An 18,872-nucleotide genomic window follows, 5' to 3' on the forward strand; every position below is an offset into this window, starting at 1 on the left:
CCTTAAAATTCTGCGGCGAAATTCTAATACAGTTTTGCACAAGAGTTTTATAGTTTAGCTTTGCGATAAATTTCAGCGAGAACTTGCGCCAAATTTACACGATACAGCCGTTTTCAGTATGGCTTTGCGTTAAATTTTATAAAAATGTAGTTGCACCAGAACTTCATACGGTGTAGTCGCAATGTAAAATAAGCGCGGACGTAGTCCGCACCGCTAGCGTCGCGCGGGTGGGGGTTGGTAAGGGGGCGCCCCGCTAACTCTGAGCGCCGCCCCCCCTTACGGATTATGTGTAACGCATACGCCGGCTCGAATTTATAAAGATTTCACTATGTTAAATTTCAGTATTTTTAGCTCTTTGTGTATTTCTTTCGGGGCAGGAAAGGGAGCGACCTCGCAATCGGGGCCTCCTTCCCGCCCCAAGAGAAACATATCGTGGGTTAAAATTTAAACGGAATTTTATAAAGGCAAGTGCTACTTTTAAATTTATAAATAGCGAAACGGCAATATAAATTTGGAATTTAAAATTTCGCTATATAAAATTTTATCTCTAGAGATTAGGTCGTGGCGACGTTTTCTCTTAAGGGGGAAGGGGCGCTACTTGCGAGGCGCTCCCCTTCGCTCTTAAAATCCCCCAACCCCTGGTACGCTAAAGGGGCGAGCCTTACGGCTCGCGTTAAATTTTAATAGGGGTTGAATTACGGCATGCTAAATTTTAAAATTTAGCCGAAATTTACAGCTCACAAAATTTTAAAATTCCAAACACAAAAGAATTTTGAAATTCCAAATACGATAAAATTTAAGCTACGGCGGAATTTTAGAATTCCTATTAGCGGCGGAATTTCAGAATTCTTATAGGCAGCGGAATTTCAAAATTCCGTAAATTTGAGCGAAATTCTGAAATTCCGCAAATTTAAAACGATTGAATAAGGAGGTCTCATTGAACCCGATTACCGAAAAGCGCAGCGTTTCGGGCTACTACTACGCCGAGGAGCGCGAGTATGTGTACTTCGTGACGGATGCGCCGCGCGAGCAAAACTACCGCTTTATTTTTGATGCGGGCGCGATCTATTCGCAAGATGACGCGGGCGGCGAGGTGCGGCTTAGCAGCGAAGCGGAGTTTTTCGCGGTCGTCAAAAAGATCCTCGCGCAGTATCGCGATAAAATTTTAGAGCACTCCGCGGAGCTTGAGAATTACGAAAAGATCTACACGCGGCGCGGCGATTTTTCAAAATTTATGAAAAGGCACTCTGTCCTAAAATACGAAATCCGCAAATTTCAAAACAAAATTTCGCATTTCTACGAGGCGCTGCTCATCTGCGCAAATGAGCAGCCGGCGCTGAAAAAACAGCTGAAAAACTACGCCTACGAAGCGGGCGTTTTTAAAGGCGTGATGAGCGAATATGCCGTCAGGATCGAGGATATCTATCAGTTCATCCAGGGTCTCAAAAACGACAAAATTAGCCGCAACATCTACATTCTCACGATCATCTCGTCGCTGCTGATGCCGCTAAATTTCATCACGAGCTTTTTCGGGATGAACACGACGGGGCTATTTTTAAGCGGCTCGGCGCACGGCACGCTCATCGTGACGCTTGCGATGTGCGTGATCTTCGCGGCGATGGTCGGCTTTCTTATGCTCTACGCCAAAAAACGAAGCTAAAGCGAAGGGATAAAATTTGAACAAAAACGAGCTAAAAAATATCCTAGGCGGATACCTCGGCAGGGAGATTGCGGGCGATTTTAGAGTGCTGAAAGAGCACGAGATCGCGCGCTGCAACGACGCGGCGAAATTTCCTTTTGAGGGCGATAGTGGGCTGCTGCGCGAGTTTTGTATATTTGCAGACGGCGGCAGCGGCGATCTTTGGCTGCTAAGCTCTAGCGGTGAGATCGCGTTTTACGACCATGATCTGGAGTTTTTGTCCGAAGCAAATTTGAAAAAATTCGATCTAAATCTTGCGAGCTGGCTAAAGATCGCGGAGCTATTTTGCAAATTTGAAGCCCTTAGCAACCCGAGCGCCGCGCAAAAGGCGGAGTTTAAGCAGAGCGTAGCTAAAATCTGTCCGCAAATTTTAGAAATTTGGGAAATTTAGGCGCTGCTTGCGACGCCTAAATTTAATCGCAAAATAGGAGCAACGATGAAATTTATCGCATATTACGACTCGCCGCTTGGTAAAATCACGCTCGCGGGCGATGAGGCGGGGCTTTGTGGGCTGTGGTTCGAGGGCGAGAAATACTACGCGCACGCCCTTGCGACGAGCGGTGCGGATGAAAAGCAGGACAGCGCCGATCTGTTCGCAAAAGAGAAGCACGCCGCAAGCGAAACACAGCGCGATTTTGCGGCGTTGGAAAAGAGTGGAAAGAGCGATTTTGCTGTAAAAGCGACGAACGGCGCAGATGAAAAGTACAACGCGCGCGATTTCGCAGAAGCGGAGAGCGGCGCGGACGTAAAATTCTGCGCGAACGTACTTGTAGCGAGCGAAAAATTCTGTGAGCGCGATTTTGCGGCTCAGGATGCGAGCAAAAAATCTTACGCGACCGACCTTTCGGCGCAAAGCGTGGGTGAAAAATTTTGCATAAACAAGCAAAGCGGCTACTTCGAGGAGAAAAATCTGGCCGTTTTCGATCAAACTAAGCGCTGGCTCGATCTGTATTTTAGCAGACGCGAGCCGGGTTTTACGCCCGCCCTAAATCCCGTGGGCTCGGCGTTTAGGCGCGCCGTGTGGGAAATTTTGCTCAAAATTCCTTACGGCAAAACTACGACCTACGGGCAGATCGCGCGCGAAATCGCCGCGGCGCGCGGGCTAGCGAAGATGTCCGCGCAAGCCGTGGGCGGTGCAGTAGGACACAACGATATCTCGATCATCATCCCCTGCCACCGCGTCATAGGCGCGCACGGCAACCTCACGGGCTATGCGGGCGGCATCGATAGAAAAATAAAGCTGCTGAAGCTCGAAGGCATCAATATGTAGGGGCTTTTCACGCCCTCAAATAGCACTGCGCCGTAAGAATACAATTTAAGCGGCCGGTAGCGCGCCAAAGGCCCAAAAAAAGCCAGCCGGATAGCAAAGCCGCGCAAGATGGGGCTTGTACCAAAAGGACGATAAGCGTTGCGAGCCGTATCGTCAAATGAGCCTAGCTACGCCGCCGAAACGGAGCCCCGCCTGAAACTCAAATCGGCGCACCGCAAAACGTCCCGCACTGGTGCGCCCATAGAGTGGATTGAGCAAAATTTAAAATTTCGCCGCTTTTTCTCCGCCTCTCGCAGAAGCCGCATCGATTTAAAATTTTAACGCGCCGAGGACGAACAGATCGGCCGCTGCAAAATCTGCGATAGCCAAAAATCTACAAGCGGCGTCGAAACGGGCGCGACAAGAAAACTAATAGGCGGCGTCGCGCCTGCTTCGTAAAACCGCGGCGGGCTGATTGCCGAGGAGCCGCTTAGTGCAGCATTTAAACCGCCGCGCAAAAAAGATAAAATTTATCTTTTCGCGCATGATGATTTGCGCCGCATCTACAAACAAATGAAGCTCGCAGGCTCTTGGCGGTCGATGGCGCCGCTATTACGCCGCTTAAACCTGCGCGGATCTAAAATTTTATAAATTAAAATTCCATGTCGCGGACAATTTAAAATTTCGCGCTTCAAACGATCTGTAAATTCCGTGCTTCAGGCTGTAGCAATTAGATCTTAGCGCTCCCAGCGATGCTTTTTCATACGGGCGCGCTCGCCTCTAAATTCCACGCCTTCGGCCTCTAGCAGTTCGCGCTGAGTCGCAAAGCTCGCCGCCAAGGCTCCTGCGTGGTTTACGACGCGGTGGCACGGGTAGCTGCCGTAAGGCTCTGCTTGCGAGAGCACGCGCCCCACGAGCCGCGAGCAAGCGGGTAGCCCGATCAAGCGTGCGATCTGTCCGTAGCTAGCGACCCTGCCCGCGGGGATCTCCTCCACAAGGGTAAAATTTCATAGATCAAATTTTGTGTCAAAACCATGGCGTAATTATACTTTTTCGCATTTAAATTTAGACCTAAATGTAGCCGCTTTGCAGCGCCAAATTCGATATAATTTCTAAAATTTAGCGCTTTAAAAGGAGCGAGCTGTGGACGAGAAATTTCAATCAGACACGAAAGAGCTGGACGAGAAATTTGCCGCTATCCCTGAAAATTTAAAGAAGCGATACGATAGACATAGATTTATCAGACGCGTGATTATGGCGTATTGGTCATCAGCGTTTGCTACTTTTTATTTTTTAATGATATTGGGAATATATTTAGAGTCATTTTTTACAAATATCGGTATAAAATTATCATCTGAAATTTTTATATATATTCGTGATGTCGCGATAATAGTTTTGCCTATATGTGCGACGATCTGTTTTTTAAGATACACTAAGACTAAGCGATACAGCAACCTTTTTATCAAAGATCAAGGGGATAATTTGTTGGTTTTTACGATCGAAAATTTTGCCAGCATAGTTTTGATTTTATATCCGATTCTGCTTATTTTGGGGTCATTTTTCGTCGAAGATAATGACGGAGGATATGGTATTTATGCATTTTTATACGGCCTCTTAGTGGCTCCAATCTGCTTGTTAATCTTTGCGATATGCTATTTTTTCAATAAAAGCTCATATACACCCGCGTCCGGGGCTTCAGATCTACGCAGGGAGCCCGATCTGGCGACTCAAAGCGCAAAATCCGCAGAGGAAAGACTAACCGAACTAAACGACCTGGACGCAAAATTTAAAAATTTACCGCGTAATCTAAAAAATCGCTACGACACACATAGGCTTATCAGACGCTCTAGCGTGACGTTTGTGGGCTTTACGGTTTTAGTTTCGTGGTTTGCAAGCTTTGTAAATAACGTTCTGGGCGGGCTTCTTTCTCTTGCTGCGGTGTTGGTTTTACCATATATTTTTACGCGAATTTATCTAAAAAGCTATCCGACGAAAAAATATAGCAAACTTTTTATAAAAAATCAGTGCTTTTCTCTGGCGGTTTTTATAATCGAAAATTTAGCCAGCGTGGCTTTGATCCTCTATCCGCTTGCGCTCATAATAGCGGCGCTGATCGCTAAAAATAATGAGAGGATAATAGGTCTGTTTTTGAGCGGTTCAAATGTATTATCGCTTTGTTTTCTCGTTTTTGTAGCGTGCTATCTGTTTAATCGAAGCACTTATATTCCGAAGGACGAAGCGTAAATCTCGCTAAATTTAACCTCGTGTCGGTGCCCTGAATTTCATTAAATTTAGCCGCGCTTTTAAATTTTACGACGCGGCGCCTCGCCTAATTTCAAAATTTAGTAGTTTTAAAATTTTACCTTGCCGAGGCCTTCGGGCGAGCGAAATTTAAACCGAATATTCAGCCCCTCTTTATATGTAAAGGAATATAATTTCAAAACAGATATCAACTTTGATTTAAAGGAGAAAAGATGCAAAATCAAAGACGAAACCTGCTAAAAGTAGCCGCTTTGGCGGCGGGCGCTGCGATGCTCGGTACGAGCGAACTGGTTGCGAGCGAAAAGGCGTTTAAGCTCTCCAAGCGCGATCATAGCAAGCAAAGAGCGCTGCTGCTCTCAAGCTCGGGCTACAAAGACACGAAGTATCTATCGCACGCGGTGTCGTGGATCGGTAAATTTGCGCAGGAGAACAACCTCGCGGGCAAAAAGATCGTTTTTATCCCTTACGCGAGCCTTCGCAGGAGCTACGACGAATATGAAAAGCGCGTCAAAGAGGCGCTTGCGAGCTTAAGCTTGAATATCGTCGGTGTTCATCACGCTAAAAATGCCGCGAAGGAAGTCGCGAGCGCGGATTGCATATTCGTAGGCGGCGGCAACACCTTCAAGCTCGTGCACGATATGTATGAAAACGAGCTCATCGCCCTGATTAGCAAAATGGTCGAGGACGGCACGCCGTATATCGGCTGGAGCGCGGGCTCGAACGTCGCGGGCGCTACGATGATGACGACGAACGATATGCCGATCATCGAGCCCGAGTCGTTTAATACCTTCAACATCTTCCCGCACCAGATCAATCCGCACTTCATCTCGGGCAAGCCTGCGGGGCACAACGGCGAGAGTAGAGAGGAGAGGCTGGAGGAATTTTTGATCGCTAATCAAAAATCGACGGTTTATGCGATGCCGGAGGGTACGGCGTTTTGGCTTGAGGGCGAGAAGGCGACCGTGCTAGGGCCTGCTGCGGTGCTAAAGATGAATTATAAACAAAAGGTTAAGTTGATCGAGCCGGGCAGCTCGTTTAAGTATTGATCGCACCCGCTTAAATTTAACCAATAGGTGCGTCAGGCGGCACCGCTCGGCCAAATGCGCAAATCGGTTAAATTTTTAATTGCGGCGCTCGGCTAAATTCGGGCGCCGCTTTTTAAATTTATGCGATAAAGCGCGCTTTGCTTATGCGGACACGCGATCAAAAGATAAGCATCGATTTAAAGCGGCGCACGATCGCCGAAGCCATAAAAAGTAAAATTTAAAACGCAGATAAAATGCCCCGCGTCCACCTTCTTATGCCGCTCGGCGATTTTATTCCGTATATCGCGGACATCCTTGCCGGCTGCGGCGGGACGGTATATTTGCAAAAAAGCGGCGGCGCTTATAGTGCCGTAAAAATCGATGTGGGCGGCCGCCGAAACTTAAGCGATCGGGAGCAAAGTTTTAAATTTTTTATTTCGCTAGAATCGCCGCAAGAGCCCGAACTGCCTGCAAAGGTATTTTACGACGATATGTATCGAAGCATCATCGAAGGCACGGGAGGACGAGAAACGCAAGAAGCTATAGAGATGATCGCGCTGCGACTCGTCGCAAAAAATCCGGGCGCGGCTATTCGGAAAATTTTCTCCGGAAATAAACTCAAAAACGACGAAGAGATCGGTCGCGGGCTTAGCTGCGGCGCTTCTTTTTACAAAGATTATTTTTACGCGAAGCGCTGCATGGACGGTAAAATTTTGAAATTTGATCTGAACAACGACAAACTGCCGAATATTACGACGCCGTAAACGGGCGGCATCGCCGATTTAAAGATCAAAGGACGCCGCGGCGAGCAAACGAGCACTTCCGCCTGTATCGCCGCTCGCTTACGCCGAGCGGCGATGAGCTTGTAGCCGAGATTTTAAAAACCGAAAAATACCAAAAGGCGGTTCGGCGCATAAACGTACCCAGTAGCGCCGATACGTAAGGTTTAAATTTAAGATAAGGGAGCGAATTATGCGGGCAGCAAACGGCACGGATTATGCGGAGTTTCAAAACGAAATTTTATCTTTTTACCGCGAACATGGGCGGGCGCTGCCGTGGCGACAAACGAGCGATCCGTATGCGATCCTCGTATCGGAGTTTATGCTGCAGCAGACCCAGACGCAGCGAGTGATCCCCAAATATGCGCGCTGGCTGGAGGAATTCCCCACCGTGTGCGCGCTCGCCGACGCGCCTTTTACACAGGTGCTGCGGTACTGGGTGGGTCTGGGCTACAACCGCCGCGCGCGCTATTTGCACGAGTGCGCCAAAAAGATCGTGCGCGAATTTGACGGCGCCGTGCCCTCTAATCCTGCCGCACTGCGGACGCTTCCTGGTATCGGAGCTTACACCGCCGCAGCCGTAGCCGCGTTTGCCTACGATAAGCCCACGATTTTTATCGAGACGAATATCCGCGCCGTTTTCATCCACTTCTTTTTCTCGTACCGCGAGGAAGTGAACGATAAAGAAATCGCGCCGCTCGTGCGCGCGAGCCTTTATGAGGAGGATCCGCGAACGTGGTATTATGCGCTGATGGACTACGGCGCGGCGCTCAAAAAGCGGCGGGACAATCCGAACAGGCAAAGCAAACACTACGTCAAGCAGTCTCAATTTAAAGGATCTCTGCGTCAGGCGCGAGGAGCGATCATCCGTGCGCTTATCGCGCAGTCGTCGCAAACGCACGACGAGCTCGCCGTAAATTCTTGTGCGGATACGGCCGCGCAAACGGCGCTTTTTAATCGGGCGCTTGAGGCTTTACTGCGCGAAGGCTTCGTAGCAAAATTTGAGCACCTTTATACTTTAGCCCCCAATTTTAAGGACGACGCCCCAAGCGCGAAATAACTAATCACTTACCGTATGTTGCCGATCATTGCCGAATACGGCGAAGCGGTTATATTCGGCAAAAGAAGCGACGACGCTTTTATGCCGCAAAATCGATGCGGGCAACCGCAGAAATTTAATCTAGAAAAACGGAAGAAATTTACAATTTTTTATCTTGTCCGAATCGCCGTAAAAGTGCGGATCGCTCGCGTGGAGATTTTACGACAAGGCGCCGCATCAAAACACCATCAAGAACGCCGAGGATGAGAGGGCAGAAAACCGCGCTGCGGTAATGTCGGCAGTCGATGCGCGAGGCGGCTAAATTTAGTAGCCGAATTTAAGCGGATTTGAGCTTTTGCTTTTCGCGTGCATTAAAATTTGAAAGCTTGATTTAACCCTTGGGATAGTAAAATTTCGCAACGACTTTTATTTGGAGAAAAATGCCATATTAAATACGAAATTCCGCGCGAGCGATGAAATTCTCCGTTTCAAACGCTTTGGGCGCAAAGGAATAAATAAATGAACTTATCAAGTAGAATAAAAGCGCTAAAGACGCGGCTTAAACTGCAAAAGCCGGAAATTATAACAAATCCTGTACAAAAGGATGAGCTTGTCGAGCAAGATCTGTGCAGTAAAGATCTGTGCGATTTAGACCATAGCACAATCAAACTCTTATCGGGAGATTTGCAGGTTTTCAATGATTATACTTTTAGGTATTATATCCTGGATTTTATTGATTTTTACGAGCGCTTCGGCGATGAAGCGATTATAGAAGATATGTTTATTCAAGCATTTGCACCGCCTATGCGGCGGGCAAGAGCGAAACAATTTAGCAGAGATGAGGTAAAAATAATCATAGATTTTTTGCAAAAAAATTATGAAAATATTACAAGAATTACGCATTCCAAGAAATATAAAAAGTTAAAACCCTATGAGCAAGAAGAAATTTATATACCATTCAAACATTTTGAAAAAGAGATAAAAAATGCGATAAATTTTTGGACAAAAACATTATAGTAGCACCTTTAGAAGAAGGTATTAGAAATACTAGAAAAATTATTAAACGTAGGAGGAAACAATGAATAATCTAAAGCTTATACAAAACTGGTATGCTTCCAAATGCGACGGGGAATGGGAGCATCAATACGGCCTTACGCTGGAAACGGTCGATAACCCGGGCTGGTGGATCGAAATCGATGGCGAGAACGGGAAAAAGCCGATAAAAATAAATGTCGATAGAGATGACGAGGATTGGTTTTTCGTCAATGCCACGGAAAACAAACTCAAAGGAAGTTGTGGAGCCGAGAATTTAGAGGAGTTATTGGAATACGTGGTAAAATGGCTAACGGATTAAAATTTAGCGAAAGCATTATGAAAGAGCTATATAAAATTTATCTGAAAGATAGTAAAAAGAGCTTCGTAGCCACTGGAAATACTACTCATTACGACGGCAATAAAATTTTACCACAGCCGTTTGCTTTAAGCATCGTTCAATACGATGGCGACAGCGGATTTTATCTATTTTGTCTCGACAAATCGGGGAAAGAGCAAACCGATACCTATCATGAAAGTATAGAGGATGCGTTTAAGCAGGCCGAATTTGAATTCGGCGTAAAGAAAAAGGATTGGATAAAGCTTTAGATTATGTAAATAAAATATCGCCAACCGATTAAATTTAAAAAGGAGCATTATGAAATTTAAAATTTTCAAGCCAAAGCTTTATGAAAAGTATAAGGATATGGTTATAGAGGTGTGAGGGTGAATACAACATTGATGGCTAAAATAGATATTTTATCAAATTTGATAAATTTTGCTAACGATATGCTTAATGAAAATATGCCCCCGACAACAAGCTACAGCCTAATGAGGCGCTATTCAAACAATGACAACTATCTCAAAAAAGCCATAGGAATAAAAAATGAGCACTAGGATAGGTTTAATACTTTTGGGCACATTTTTTGTATTTGAAAGCATTCTTGGCTGCTTTAGCGGAAAGATGTATTTTAAATACGGGGGCTGGAGCGCAGTTGAGCCGGTCTACATTATCAAGATTTTTATCATCGGCGTATTGTTTGTTTCTGCAGGAATTTTCATAAACAAAAAAATAGGTAGAGTGATTAATGCCTTGATAGGTTTAAGTCTTTTAATAATATCTATAGAAATTTTTACAACGCAAGATCCCGCAGGAATACAAAGTAAAATCGGATATCCTTTTCTTATCTCTGGATTTTTGGTTTTACTTATTAGTATCTCGTTTTTTTACCTCGCCCTCCATCCTGAAAAGAACATAAAAAGATACCCAGAGTATATGTGGTGTAAGGACTGCTTTAAATTTTATATGTACGAGGACGTCAAAGATACGGATCAAATTTGCTCATACTGCGGCAAAAAGCTTACGGAGTATAATGACGGCGACTATTGGCGAAGAAACGCTCCTCATCAAGGTGTTAAAACTCCGAAGATCAAAAAGCGTAAATTTAAAAAGCGATGAAATTTTGATTTGTTATAGAGGAATATATAAAAATGCTAAATAGAATTTTTGCATTAATCGGATTTTTTGCTTTTTTCACATGGGGACTGGCGGCCGCTCTATCGGGAAAAGTCGATATAAAACCCGGCTTTATGGCACCAGTAAAGCTTGATAGCGCATATCTGCGTACCATCATAGGAATTTTATGCTTTGCGGCGTGCGTTTTCTTTTTATATCTTGCTTTTCGCTCCGAAAAAAGCATAAAATATTATCCTAAATTTATGCGCTGCAAAGAGTGTCTTAAATTTTATAATTTCTCGGACGTTAAAGATGGGGGCGTTTGCCCTAAGTGCGGAGGCGAACTGCAAAATTATGCCGAGATAGAAAAATCGGATCAAATAGAAAAGAATAAAAAGCTTGAGAAATATTATAAATTTGAAGAGGAGTGGCTAAAGAAGGTACAAAATCGGTGCGATGAGGAATAAAATTTTAAAAGATGAGGTGCCGCCTTAAGGTATAAATTAAAATTTAGATATATCCGCACGGAAATATCATAAGGCGTTATAAATAGAATTCCGATAAAGGAGCGAAAATAAGATGAGAATTTTGACATTAGTATTAGTCATAATTTGGATGGCAATATTTAGCGGCTGCATGAATCCGATACCTAATAAGTTTTTAACAAGCAATAATTATGGATTTGTTAGTCAGTGTGCAGGCATTTTTGACTTCGGAGCGGATTATGAAATCGATGATAGCAAAATTTATGCCTTTAAAAAAAACGTGCACCGTACAATTTATATTAAAACAGAGCAAAATTTTATACCTACGCAGATAAACGCAGGGTTGGCGGGACTTGTTCCTATCGAAAGTTGTGGCGATAAGTGGTGTAAAATTTACTATCCTTGCGGTCAAAAAGAGTATTTTGTAAAGAAAGACGATATAGTAAAAAGATATTAATTTTATACTTGAAAGGAGAGCTGTGAAGTATTTCGCACCTTTTATATTGTTATTATTCTTTTGCGGATGTGAGCCGTATTTTATGAAATATGCCGCCAAATGCGCCGGCGCCGATGATAAATCCGCTCAAAAGAATATGTATTGGTTTAAGGATAGGCATAAATATAGTTATTTTTATGAGGGAGAATATAGAACCTATGCATCCAAAAATGAAAATGATGTCTTGGCAAGACCCGATTATCCTATATTTGTAATAAGCCACTGCGATGATAAGTGGTGCGAGGTCGTTGAAAAGTGCAGCGATATAAAAGTATTTGTAAAAAAGAGCGATATAATACCATACAAAAGATAGGCGCCGCCTTAAGGTATAAATTTCAATACGCGCAGAGTATCTTAAGCGCGTATAGCGTAAATTTAAAGCAGCTTGAGAAAGCAAATAAAACAAGAAGGATTCAAAAATGAAAAGCGTAAAAGGTATTTTCCGTTATCTTTTTCCGGTAAGAGATGGACGAGAACTGTATTGGATTAAAATTCCAAAAGGGCAAAGCGGTCGTTTTGGAAAAGAATTTATATTCGAGCCCGAATCGATTGCGAAATCGGACGCGCAAAAACTCGGTATAAAAATAGATCCAAAGCTTTTAAGTGATAAGCGAATTAAATTTCATATACGCGATATGTATTATAAGACATATTATGATATAACATCTTTCGGTATCGATGAGAGCTACGCCGATTCGCGGCAAATAGATCTTGATTTGGAAGACATAAAACAAATTGTAAAATCGGATGCAGACGATCCTTATTATGTATATGGCTATAGCTTAAACATAGAGCAGATGAGATCTTTTGGATGCCTTGATATGGTTAAGCCCGGTTTTTCATACTTCTTTGGTTCCTCTGCCGGCCATGAAAGAATAATCAAAGCTCCAAATAGCGGCGATAAAAATATAAAAGGCTGCTATATAAATGTCTTTGATAGCGATACGGAAGCCTTTTACGTGGCGCTATTGGACGTTAAGCTGCCTTTTAGCGAAGTTGCAAAAATAGTCGCTCCGCTGAGCGTAGAGGCAAATATCCATTATTCTTATAGCCTCTCCGAAGAGCAGATTATAAAATTGGGATTTCCTGAAATTTTAAAAGAAAATGGCGGCAAAATCGACGCTCAAATATCGGTAGAGATAGTATAATCTCATAATTTAAAATTTAGCCGTTAAATGGATTAAGTAATGCAGCCCAAAATTAGAAATTTATGCGTATCACTGGAAAATAAAATTTTAAATTGACGTGCGTTTAAATTTTAAAATTTAAGCGCCCTTTTTGTTATAATTTCATCAAATTTAAAAGGAGAGACGATGGCTTTGTTAAATCTTTTCAAAAAAGGTGGCAAAAATAGCGCAAACGCCGCAAAGATCGGCAAGACCGCGCAGGAGCGCAAGGATATAAGCATCGAAATTTTAAAATCGCAGGGCGTGCCGTACATTGACCATCTGCCGCTGCGATACGAGACGGACGAGATCACTCCGCGCGAAAAAGACGAGGTCATCGCTCGCGCGATCTGTTCTTACGCGACGATAATGTGCGCCTGCTCGATCAGAGACGAGGGCAAGCTCGCAGACGAGGATAAGCAGGGCGTGCAGGGCTTTCTAGATAACCGCTACGGCTGCATAGACAAGCTCACGCGCATGGAGCGCCGCGTCGTGCAGGGCGAGGCGAGCCGCGACGAGGCCGTGAATATGGGCTGGAAATACGAGTCGCTGTGGTCGCTGATGTAGGCGATGGGGCTCGTGGAGGAGCTTAGCTTTCCAAAGGGTATCTGCGACTGCGGATTTGTGATGGATACCTTTAGCGGCGGCGATTTTTCTGCGCGCGTGAAGCTGCGGGGCACGGATGAAATTTTGCAGGCGCTCGATCTTATCTACCGCTACCACTGGGCGTGCGTCAATGCCCGCGTGCACGGCTCAGACTGCGCGGGGCTCGACGAAGAGGTCGTGATGGAGAGGCGCGGCGGGCTAGAATGGCTGTGCTGCAAGGGGGACGAAAACGATAATCTGACGGATGAATATAATGCGTGGGATTATCCGGACTTGAATACTTAGCGCTTGTCTTTTTCTGCTTATACTTCGTTGAAATTTAATTTTCAGGCTCGGCAGGCTATCTGCCTGGCCTACACCTAAAAATCAAATTTCGCCTCGTTTAAGCGAAAAATACTTCGCCTTAATTCCCGCGTTTTTTCTCTTTGCTATACGTCGTTGCGTCTAAAATTTGCTCGATTACATATTTACATACACGCTCCGCCCGCAAATTTTATCCGCGCCTTGTTTAGCTTTGCGGCACCGCCGCTTACACTCCTTCTTTGTACTCAAATTTAGAAACTATTTTTGCATCGTCGTACCCACAACTGCAAGCATAAGATCGGAATTTAAAACCCGATCGCGCGCTGTTTTTTCTAAATCCAAAATATGTGCCGACGGATCGAAAGGCATACCGAATGTGAGAATTTATGAATCAATTGGAGATTAAAATTTTAAAATTTTTCTTGCAAACTGCGCAAAGAGGATCACAAACGCAGATCCGCTGAAATTTCAGACGCGACCTGCCAAATTTCAGGGCGCCGCGGAATTTTAAAATTTAAAGTTGCGGGCGAGCAAGGCGCCTGTCCGCGTATTTTAAGCCCGCTAAATTTAAGCGGGCAACGTCTGCGCCGCAGACCTAGAAATTGCATCAGCCCTGCGTCGCAGCGCTTCCGCTCGCAAACGCCGCCGCATTGAGCGCCGCGTCGTAATCGGGCTCATCTACGATGTCGTCCGTGATCTGCTTGTAAGCGATCTTACCTGCGGTATCCACGACGAAAACCGCGCGGCACGTTAGCCCCGCAAGCGCGCCGTCCGCGATCAGCACGCCGTATGCGCGCGCAAACTCCTTATCGCGAAAGTCGCTTAGGGCGCGTAAATTTTTGATCCCCTCGGTCGAGCAAAATCTGCCCGCGGCAAACGGCAGATCCATCGAGATCACGAAAACCTCGGTATTTTTTATGCTCGCGGCGCGCTCGTTAAATTTGCGCGTCTCGGTCGCGCACACGTCCGTATCCAGGGACGGCACGGCGATGATGACCTGCGCCTTGCCCGTGCCGCCGCCGACTTTGACCTCGCTAAGATCGGCTGCGACCAGGCTGAGCTCGGGCGCCTTATCTCCCAGCTTAAGCTCGCTGCCCAAAAGATCGACGCTTACGCCTTGTAATTTGGTTTGTTGCATGATTTTCCTTTGTTTTAAAATATCTGAAACGGGCGCATTATAACCCGCGAAAGCAAACGCCTGCTAAATCCGAAAACAGGCGGGCTAGAGCGCCGCCAGCTCGGCCGATATGATCGGCGCGTAGATCGCTCTGCGAAGATGAAATTTTATGGCGCGAAGCGGCGGCGCAATTAAAGCGCCTTCCCGAGAATACCACGACTCGCATAAGCACTGATGATCGCGACCTGGTATAGGTCTATGATAGTGCGCTCCGCCTTGAGGCTGCGCCGAAAGTAAAATTTTATCCTACTTGCGATCCAGCTTACGGCGATTTTGTCCGTGAATGAAAATCAAAGCGCGATAGCGCCGCACGCGCTTTATCTGTGAATGAATATATCTCTAGTAAAACGATGGGCGCGGCATCATGAGCGCGTTTTAAGTTATGCTTTAAATTTTTAAATTTAATTGAAATTTTTTGATCTAAATTTGCAATCTACAGAAATCAAAATTTATGGGTTGAAATTTTATTTGAAGCTAGAGCGTGAGTTAAAATTTCGGCTCGTAAAGCAGGTTAAATTTAAGCGCCGTCTTAAAATTTAAAGAAGCGCCGGGGTTGGCGATAAAGCTATCGCCGCACCCTAGCGCCCGTTAAGCCTAGCCGTTGCGCTTTTTGATGATCTCTTCGCCGACGTTTTTAGGAACCTCGTCGTAGTGATCAAATTCCATCGAATAGGTCGCGCGACCCTGCGTCTGAGAGCGCAGATCGGTCGAGTAACCGAACATCTCCGAAAGCGGGCAAAACGCGTCGATGATCTTGTTTCCGCCGCGCTCGCTCATATTATTAACCTGTCCGCGGCGCTTGTTTAGATCGCCGATGACGTCGCCCATATACTCCTCAGGGGTTTCTACCTCGACCTTCATCATAGGCTCTAAGATTACGGCGCCCGCTTTTCTAGCGCCCTCTTTGAAGCCCATAGAAGCGGCGAGTTTGAATGCCATTTCGGAGCTATCGACTTCGTGGTAGCTTCCGTCATAGACAGTTACGCGCACGTCCTCGACCGGATAGCCCGCCAAAACGCCGTTTTGCATCGCCTCTTGGCAGCCCTTATCGACTGCAGGGATGTATTCTTTCGGAATCGCGCCGCCTTTAATATCGTTTACGAACTCATATCCGGCGCCAGGCTCCAAAGGCTCTAGGCGCAAAAATACGTGACCGTATTGACCGCGACCGCCCGATTGTTTGGCGTATTTGTACTCTTGCTCGACTTTTTTGCGGATAGTCTCGCGATATGCGACCTGCGGCTGTCCGACCTCGGCCTCAACCTTAAATTCTCTAAGCATTCTATCTACAATAATCTCAAGGTGTAGCTCGCCCATTCCCGAAATGATAGTTTGTCCGCTCTCTTCGTCGGTCGTAACCCTAAAGCTCGGATCTTCTTGCGCCAATTTTTGAAGCGCGATACCCATTTTTTCTTGATCGGCTTTGGTTTTAGGCTCTACCGCTACGCTAATAACCGGATCAGGAAATTCCATACGCTCTAAAATTACTTTATCTTTTTCGCTAGCTAACGTATCGCCGGTAAGAGTGTCTTTAAGACCCACGACAGCACCGATCTCGCCCGCATAAAGCTCCTTGATCTCTTCGCGTTTATTTGAGTGCATCCTTAGCAAGCGTCCGATGCGCTCTTTTTTGCCTTTGCCAGTATTTACGACGTAGCTGCCACTTTCCAAAACACCGCGATAAACGCGTACAAAGGTAAGCTGACCTACAAAAGGATCGGTCATAATCTTAAATCCAAGGCCCGCGAACTCGCCCTCGTCGGTAGAGCTTACGTGAACCTCGCTGCCATCCTCATACTGACCCTTAATCGCAGGCACTTCATCAGGCGCAGGTAGATAATCTACGACCGCATCTAGCAAAGGCTGCACGCCCTTGTTTTTAAATGCGGTGCCGCATAGCATAGGAAAAAAACTTAGGCTTAAGCAGCCTTTCTTGATGCCCTTTTTAATCTCTTCTACGCTTAGCTCTTCGCCGTTAAAATACTTCTCCATCAAAGCTTCATCAGTCTCTGCTACCGCCTCAATCATCTTGTCGCGATATTCCTGTGCTTTTTCTCGTAATTCAGCAGGAATTTCAACGATCTCGGGAGCAGAAGGACCCTTGCTATCATCCCAAACGAGCGCTTTCATAGTGACTAAATCGATAACGCCTTTAAAATCGTCCTCAGCGCCGATCGGAATTTGAATAGGAACTGGATGAGCCTTGAGCCTATCTTTTACCTGCTGTTCGACATTATAAAAATTTGCGCCTACACGGTCCATCTTATTTACGAAAATGATGCGCGGAACGTGATATTTATTCGCTTGACGCCAAACGGTCTCGCTTTGAGGCTGAACGCCGCCTACAGAGCAAAATACTGCTACTGCGCCATCTAAAACGCGCATCGAGCGCTCCACTTCGATAGTAAAGTCAACGTGACCCGGGGTGTCGATCAAATTTATCTGATGATTATTCCAAAAGCAGGTAGTTGCCGCAGACGTGATCGTGATGCCGCGCTCGCGCTCCTGCTCCATCCAGTCCATAGTAGCGGCGCCCTCGTGAACCTCGCCAATCTTATGGCTCATACCGGTAAAAAATAGAATTCTTTCGCTTGTAGTGGTCTTTCCGGCGTCGATGTGAGCGGCAATTCCTATATTTCTAACCATATGTAAAGGGGTTTTTCTTGCCATGACGCCCTCCTACCAACGATAATGCGCGAAAGCTTTGTTGGCTTCTGCCATCTTGTAGGTGTCTTCTTTCTTTTTAAATGAAGAGCCTTTAGAATTTGCGGCGTCCATAAGCTCGTAAGCCAGGCGCTCTATCATTGTGCGCTCGCTTCTTTTTCTCGCAAAAGAGATGATCCAGCGAATAGCCAAAGCCTGCTGGCGAGCCGGCCTGACCTCGATCGGAACCTGGTAAGTAGCGCCGCCTACACGACGAGATTTTACCTCCATCAAAGGCTTAACGTTATCGATGGCATCGTTAAAAATTTCGATGCCTTTCTTCTCACCGCCTTTATTGTCGATGAAATTTAAGGCGCCGTACATGATCTCGGTAGCGACGCTCTTTTTGCCGTCGAACATAAGCGAATTAATAAATTTTGTGATTACCTTGCTGTCATAAATCGGATCAGGCATAACTTCCCTAACGGGAGCTTTTCTTCTTCTCATTTTATTCCTTCAAATTTTAAAATTTTACTCAAACTCGGCAAAATCTAGTGCCGGTCTGTTTAGGCTAAACTATTTTTTAGGTCGTTTAGCACCGTATTTTGATCTTGCAACGGTTCGTTTAGCAACGCCTGCAGTATCGAGCGCACCGCGGACGATGTGATATTTAACGCCCGGTAGGTCCTTTACGCGACCGCCGCGAACTAGCACGATGGAGTGCTCTTGTAGATTGTGACCTTCACCGCCGATATAGCTGATGACTTCAAATCCGCTAGTAAGCCTTACTTTGGCAACTTTACGAAGCGCTGAGTTTGGCTTTTTAGGGGTCGTAGTATAGACCTTAGTACAAACTCCTCTTCGTTGAGGGCAATTCTTTAGCGCCGGAGACTTCGATTTCTCGGTAAGCTTCTTGCGCTCTTTTCTGACCAATTGATTTATGGTTGGCACATCTTTCCTTTCACAAAAATTTATTCAAAAAGACTTGGATTATACTTTGTTTAAACTTACAGAAACGTAAATTTAACTAAATTTTAATCTCTAATCAGTACAAACTCTCCGCCGCCGCAGATTACTAGGCAGATCGCGGCAGAGAGATACAGATATACGATTTCCAGCTCAAATCCGCCCACGCCGGTAAGCGCACCCAACGGAGTGTGCAGGACATAAATTATCATGAGCACGTTTGCGATCACAAGCAGAGCGCCTATGCGGCAAAATACGCCTATGATTATCATCGCTGGCGCCAGCACCTCGCCTACGTATGCACCGTAAGCCACTAAATCCGGAATTCCTCTGGCTACCAGCATCGATTTTACGCCGTCTATGCCGTGAGTAAGTTTAAAAATTCCATGCATTAAAAGACAAACTCCAAGCCCCAACCTGACAAACAACAGACCGAAATTTATGTTGATCATATTCATGTCTCATCCTTTAAATTTAGGTAAATTTAGG

The 18,872-nt window shown here is 45.5% G+C and carries 22 protein-coding genes and 1 pseudogene; 16 read left to right on the plus strand and 7 right to left on the minus strand.

What is annotated here, in order from left to right; genetic code table 11:
* The first annotated feature begins 937 nt into the window (after positions 1-937).
* The 3 genes from Q0144_RS09110 to Q0144_RS09120 are packed head-to-tail and all read left to right on the plus strand — an operon-like array spanning position 938 to position 2,969.
* Positions 938-1,660, plus strand: coding sequence for a CorA family divalent cation transporter (locus tag Q0144_RS09110; protein ID WP_298063540.1), 723 nt, complete (start codon positions 938-940; stop codon positions 1,658-1,660).
* 16 nt (positions 1,661-1,676) lie between these two features.
* Positions 1,677-2,090: a hypothetical protein gene (locus tag Q0144_RS09115; protein ID WP_298063542.1), complete on the plus strand. Its 414-nt coding sequence runs from the start codon at positions 1,677-1,679 to the stop codon at positions 2,088-2,090.
* Between the two features lie 45 nt (positions 2,091-2,135).
* On the plus strand, positions 2,136-2,969 hold the full coding sequence (locus Q0144_RS09120) for a methylated-DNA--[protein]-cysteine S-methyltransferase (RefSeq protein WP_298063544.1): 834 nt from the start codon (positions 2,136-2,138) through the stop codon (positions 2,967-2,969).
* A gap of 716 nt (positions 2,970-3,685) precedes the next feature.
* Here the strand turns inward: Q0144_RS09120 and Q0144_RS09125 are convergent.
* Positions 3,686-3,943 (minus strand): MGMT family protein, encoded by a 258-nt coding sequence (locus Q0144_RS09125; protein ID WP_298063546.1) that lies wholly within the window; start codon positions 3,941-3,943, stop codon positions 3,686-3,688.
* Positions 3,944-4,091: 148 nt separating this feature from the next.
* Here Q0144_RS09125 and Q0144_RS09130 point away from each other — a divergent pair, with 148 nt between their 5' ends.
* From Q0144_RS09130 to Q0144_RS09190, 13 genes and pseudogenes are all read left to right on the plus strand, one after another.
* Positions 4,092-5,192: a hypothetical protein gene (locus Q0144_RS09130; RefSeq protein ID WP_298063548.1), complete on the plus strand. Its 1,101-nt coding sequence runs from the start codon at positions 4,092-4,094 to the stop codon at positions 5,190-5,192.
* A 230-nt stretch (positions 5,193-5,422) separates the two neighbouring features.
* The gene (gene pepE / locus Q0144_RS09135) at positions 5,423-6,256 is read left to right on the plus strand and encodes a dipeptidase PepE (RefSeq protein ID WP_297941632.1); all 834 of its coding nucleotides are present in this window, start codon (positions 5,423-5,425) and stop codon (positions 6,254-6,256) included.
* A gap of 233 nt (positions 6,257-6,489) precedes the next feature.
* Positions 6,490-6,999 carry a hypothetical protein gene (locus Q0144_RS09140; RefSeq protein ID WP_298063550.1) on the plus strand — a complete coding sequence of 170 codons (510 nt, stop codon included), beginning with the start codon at positions 6,490-6,492 and terminating at the stop codon, positions 6,997-6,999.
* A gap of 208 nt (positions 7,000-7,207) precedes the next feature.
* The gene (locus Q0144_RS09145; protein ID WP_298063553.1) at positions 7,208-8,074 is read left to right on the plus strand and encodes a hypothetical protein; all 867 of its coding nucleotides are present in this window, start codon (positions 7,208-7,210) and stop codon (positions 8,072-8,074) included.
* A gap of 498 nt (positions 8,075-8,572) precedes the next feature.
* A complete protein-coding gene (locus Q0144_RS09150) occupies positions 8,573-9,070 on the plus strand; it encodes a hypothetical protein (protein WP_298063556.1) in 498 nt (165 codons plus the stop codon).
* Between the two features lie 61 nt (positions 9,071-9,131).
* Positions 9,132-9,407: an immunity 53 family protein gene (locus tag Q0144_RS09155; RefSeq protein ID WP_298063558.1), complete on the plus strand. Its 276-nt coding sequence runs from the start codon at positions 9,132-9,134 to the stop codon at positions 9,405-9,407.
* Positions 9,392-9,694 (plus strand): hypothetical protein, encoded by a 303-nt coding sequence (locus tag Q0144_RS09160; RefSeq protein ID WP_298063560.1) that lies wholly within the window; start codon positions 9,392-9,394, stop codon positions 9,692-9,694. Before Q0144_RS09155 ends, Q0144_RS09160 begins: the two co-directional genes overlap by 16 nt.
* 277 nt (positions 9,695-9,971) lie before the next feature.
* The gene (locus Q0144_RS09165) at positions 9,972-10,544 is read left to right on the plus strand and encodes a hypothetical protein (RefSeq protein WP_298063562.1); all 573 of its coding nucleotides are present in this window, start codon (positions 9,972-9,974) and stop codon (positions 10,542-10,544) included.
* 32 nt (positions 10,545-10,576) lie between these two features.
* On the plus strand, positions 10,577-11,008 hold the full coding sequence (locus Q0144_RS09170) for a hypothetical protein (protein ID WP_298063564.1): 432 nt from the start codon (positions 10,577-10,579) through the stop codon (positions 11,006-11,008).
* 112 nt (positions 11,009-11,120) lie between these two features.
* The gene (locus Q0144_RS09175) at positions 11,121-11,483 is read left to right on the plus strand and encodes a hypothetical protein (RefSeq protein WP_298063566.1); all 363 of its coding nucleotides are present in this window, start codon (positions 11,121-11,123) and stop codon (positions 11,481-11,483) included.
* Between the two features lie 22 nt (positions 11,484-11,505).
* Positions 11,506-11,835 carry a hypothetical protein gene (locus Q0144_RS09180; RefSeq protein WP_297904579.1) on the plus strand — a complete coding sequence of 110 codons (330 nt, stop codon included), beginning with the start codon at positions 11,506-11,508 and terminating at the stop codon, positions 11,833-11,835.
* A gap of 106 nt (positions 11,836-11,941) precedes the next feature.
* Positions 11,942-12,670, plus strand: coding sequence for a hypothetical protein (locus tag Q0144_RS09185; RefSeq protein WP_298063569.1), 729 nt, complete (start codon positions 11,942-11,944; stop codon positions 12,668-12,670).
* Between the two features lie 165 nt (positions 12,671-12,835).
* Positions 12,836-13,579 (plus strand): annotated as a pseudogene (locus Q0144_RS09190) (DUF4272 domain-containing protein).
* Between the two features lie 461 nt (positions 13,580-14,040).
* Here Q0144_RS09190 and Q0144_RS09195 read toward each other — a convergent pair.
* The 6 genes from Q0144_RS09195 to Q0144_RS09220 form a co-directional block, all read right to left on the minus strand.
* Positions 14,041-14,205, minus strand: a complete 165-nt coding sequence (locus Q0144_RS09195; protein WP_297990429.1) for a hypothetical protein — start codon at positions 14,203-14,205, stop codon at positions 14,041-14,043.
* Positions 14,205-14,735: a thiol peroxidase gene (tpx, locus tag Q0144_RS09200; protein ID WP_297990427.1), complete on the minus strand. Its 531-nt coding sequence runs from the start codon at positions 14,733-14,735 to the stop codon at positions 14,205-14,207. Before tpx ends, Q0144_RS09195 begins: the two co-directional genes overlap by 1 nt.
* 633 nt (positions 14,736-15,368) lie before the next feature.
* Positions 15,369-17,444 carry an elongation factor G gene (fusA, locus tag Q0144_RS09205; protein ID WP_297990424.1) on the minus strand — a complete coding sequence of 692 codons (2,076 nt, stop codon included), beginning with the start codon at positions 17,442-17,444 and terminating at the stop codon, positions 15,369-15,371.
* Positions 17,445-17,453: 9 nt separating this feature from the next.
* Entirely contained in the window at positions 17,454-17,924 is a 471-nt protein-coding gene (gene rpsG / locus Q0144_RS09210; RefSeq protein ID WP_177386837.1) for a 30S ribosomal protein S7, read from the minus strand.
* Between the two features lie 69 nt (positions 17,925-17,993).
* Positions 17,994-18,368, minus strand: a complete 375-nt coding sequence (gene rpsL / locus Q0144_RS09215) for a 30S ribosomal protein S12 (protein ID WP_291939381.1) — start codon at positions 18,366-18,368, stop codon at positions 17,994-17,996.
* Positions 18,369-18,451: 83 nt separating this feature from the next.
* Positions 18,452-18,841, minus strand: a complete 390-nt coding sequence (locus tag Q0144_RS09220) for a DoxX family protein (RefSeq protein WP_297882273.1) — start codon at positions 18,839-18,841, stop codon at positions 18,452-18,454.
* Positions 18,842-18,872: the final 31 nt, after the last annotated feature.

The sequence above is a fragment of the uncultured Campylobacter sp. genome (assembly GCF_938045345.1).
Classification (GTDB): Bacteria; Campylobacterota; Campylobacteria; order Campylobacterales; family Campylobacteraceae; genus Campylobacter_B.